The sequence below is a fragment of the Methylobacterium indicum genome, assembly GCF_001043895.1.
GTDB lineage: Bacteria > Pseudomonadota > Alphaproteobacteria > Rhizobiales > Beijerinckiaceae > Methylobacterium > Methylobacterium indicum.
The window spans coordinates 1-2,615 of the sequence record NZ_JTHF01000257.1; the positions used below are offsets into that span (position 1 = coordinate 1).

The 2,615-nt window shown below is 70.3% G+C and carries 2 protein-coding genes and 1 pseudogene; 2 read left to right on the forward strand and 1 reads right to left on the reverse strand.

Annotated features, from left to right (window positions below):
- Positions 1-267: 267 nt before the first annotated feature.
- Positions 268-1,692, forward strand: a complete 1,425-nt coding sequence (locus tag QR78_RS26130) for a pyridoxal phosphate-dependent decarboxylase family protein (protein WP_048430525.1) — start codon at positions 268-270, stop codon at positions 1,690-1,692.
- A gap of 13 nt (positions 1,693-1,705) precedes the next feature.
- Here the strand turns inward: QR78_RS26130 and QR78_RS26135 are convergent, their stop codons facing one another.
- On the reverse strand, positions 1,706-2,338 hold the full coding sequence (locus QR78_RS26135) for a TetR/AcrR family transcriptional regulator (protein WP_048430526.1): 633 nt from the start codon (positions 2,336-2,338) through the stop codon (positions 1,706-1,708).
- A gap of 104 nt (positions 2,339-2,442) precedes the next feature.
- On the opposite strand from QR78_RS26135, the pseudogene QR78_RS36275 reads away from it, so the two are divergent.
- A pseudogene (locus tag QR78_RS36275) lies at positions 2,443-2,615 on the forward strand (short chain dehydrogenase); the annotation flags it as partial.

Below are 2,615 nucleotides of genomic sequence, written 5' to 3' on the forward strand. Positions count from 1 at the left end.
CGCTTCGCGGCTTTTCCTGCTGGATTCCGGATCTCCTTCCGCTTCGCTTCGGTCGTCCGGAAAAGGGGTTGGTTTGCAATGGGTCATGAAGCCTGGCTGCACGGTTCCCGGCCAGGGTCGTGTGCCGTGCGCGGTGCCATCGGATGCGGCTCTCGATCTTTGATCTTGCCGCATTTTCTGCGCCGAACCGGTGTCCACTTCGGCGAAATCTGCTTAGACCCCGTCCGGGCACCGGAAGACCGGGCCGGCGGGAGGAGCGCGGACGCGATGGACGACGAGACGTTTCGGGCCTGGGCGCACCGGGCCGCCGACTGGTCGGTGGATTACCTCGAAGGTGTCGGCGAGCGGCCGGTGCGGGCGCAGGTCGCCCCGGGCGAGATCTTCCGCCAGTTGCCCGAGGCTCCCCCGACCGCGGGCGAGCCGATGGAGGCGATCTTCGCCGATCTCGACCGGGTGGTAATGCCGGGCATGACCCATTGGCAACATCCGCGCTTCTTCGCCTATTTCCCGGCCAATGCCAGCCCGCCCTCCCTGGTGGCGGAGTTCGTCACCGCGGCCCTCGCGGCGCAGTGCATGCTCTGGCAGACCTCGCCGGCGGCGACCGAACTCGAGACCCGGGTGATGGACTGGCTGCGCCAGATGATCGGCCTGCCCCAGGACTTTTCCGGCGTGATCCAGGATTCGGCCTCGGGTGCGACGCTGGCCGCCCTCCTCACCGCCCGGGAGCGGGCGCTCGGCTTTGCCGGCAACGCGCAGGGGCTGGCCGGCGGGCCCACGGTGCGGGTCTACGCCTCGCAGCAGGTCCATTCCTCGGTCGACAAGGCGGTGCGCATCGCCGGCATCGGCGACGCCAACCTGGTGCGGATCCCCGTCACCGGACCGCTCCACGGCATGGATCCGGACGCCCTCGACGCGGCGATCCGGGCCGACCGCGAGGCGGGGATGGTGCCGGCGGCCATCGTCGCTTGCCTCGGCGGCACCGGCATCGGCGCCTGCGATCCGATCGACGCCGTGGCCGCCGTGGCGCAGCGGCACGGGATCTTCCTCCACGTGGATGCCGCCTGGGCCGGCAGCGCGATGATCTGCCCCGAATTCCGCGACCTGATGCGCGGCGCGGAGCGGGCCGACAGCCTGGTGTTCAACCCGCACAAGTGGCTGTTCACCCATTTCGACTGCTCGGCGCATTTCGTCCGCGACCCGAAGGCGCTGACCGACACGTTGGGCCTGCGCCCCGCCTACCTGCGCACGCTCGGCCGGGACGGCGTCGTCGATTACAACGAGTGGTCGATCCCGCTGGGGCGCCGCTTCCGGGCCCTGAAGCTGTGGTTCGTGATCCGCTCCTACGGCGTCGAGACGCTGCGGGACATGATCCGCGCCCACGTCGCCTGGGCGCGGGAGCTGGCGGAGATCATCGATGCCGATCCCGATTTCGAGCTGACCTCGGCGCCGGTCCTGTCGCTGTTCAGCTTCCGCTACGCGCCGGCCGGTGTGGAGGCCGACGATCTCGACGCGCTGAACGCCCGCCTCGTCGAGCGCATCAACGACGACGGCCGCACCTACCTGACCCAGACCCGCCACGAGAACCGCTTCGTCATCCGCTTCCAGGTCGGCCAGACCACGACGACCCGGGAGGACGTGATGACGGCGTGGGCGGCGGTGCGGGAGATCGCGGCGGGGTTGCGGACGGGGTAAGCTGAAGTCCTGGTCACGGCGCGAAAGGCACCCCATTCGTTTCGGAGCGCCCACAGATCTCGGCCCTGACCTGCGCGAAGGCCTCTTCCAGGAACGGGGCGGCGCCCCGGTCGCCGCCGGCCTGGATCCAGGCCTCGATCGCCAGCCGCATCGCGCCGAGGGAGACCATCGCGACGAGGCGCAAGGCCTGGCTGCGGGCGGGGTCCGGCCAGCGCTCGACGAGGGCCTCGTGCAAGGCCCGCTCGTGCAAGCCGTAAGTCGCCTGCTTGCGCGCCTGCAGGGTCTCGTTCGCGCGCAGCACCCGGTCGATGCTGATGAATTCCTGGGTGCGGATGCCCGCCACGAGGTGCAGCATGGCGCCCCGGACGACGTCGACCGGCGCCGCGTCGGGCTGGGCCAGGACCGCCTCGCGCAGCTGCGCGCTGAAACCCCGCATCTGCCAGTCCAGCAGGATCTCTTCCTTCGACCGGAAGTAGGAGAAGAACGTCCGGCGCGAGATGCCGGCGGCCTCCGCGATGGCGTCGAGCGTCGTCGCCTCGTAGCCGCGCTCGCCGAACAGCCGCAGGCCGGTCTCGGCGATCCGCCGCAGCGTCTCCTGGCGCTTGCGCGCGCGCAGGCTCACGGGCTGTCCAGACTCGCTCTCCATGCGGCCTTCTCGCACGACGCTCCCCCCCTTGAGAAGCTGCACCCGGTGCAGTAATAAATTTGCACTGAGTGCGATCATGCACTCGGTGAAAGGGAGTCGCGACCATGTCGGGCTGGACGCTGGCCGATCTTCCGTCCCAGGCGGGACGCACCGCGATCGTCACCGGGACCGGGGGCCTCGGCCTTGAGGACGCCCTGGCGCTCGCCGGGGCCGGGGCGGAGGTGATCGTGGCCGGTCGCAATCCTGACAAGGGCGCGGCGGCGCTCGCCCGGATCCG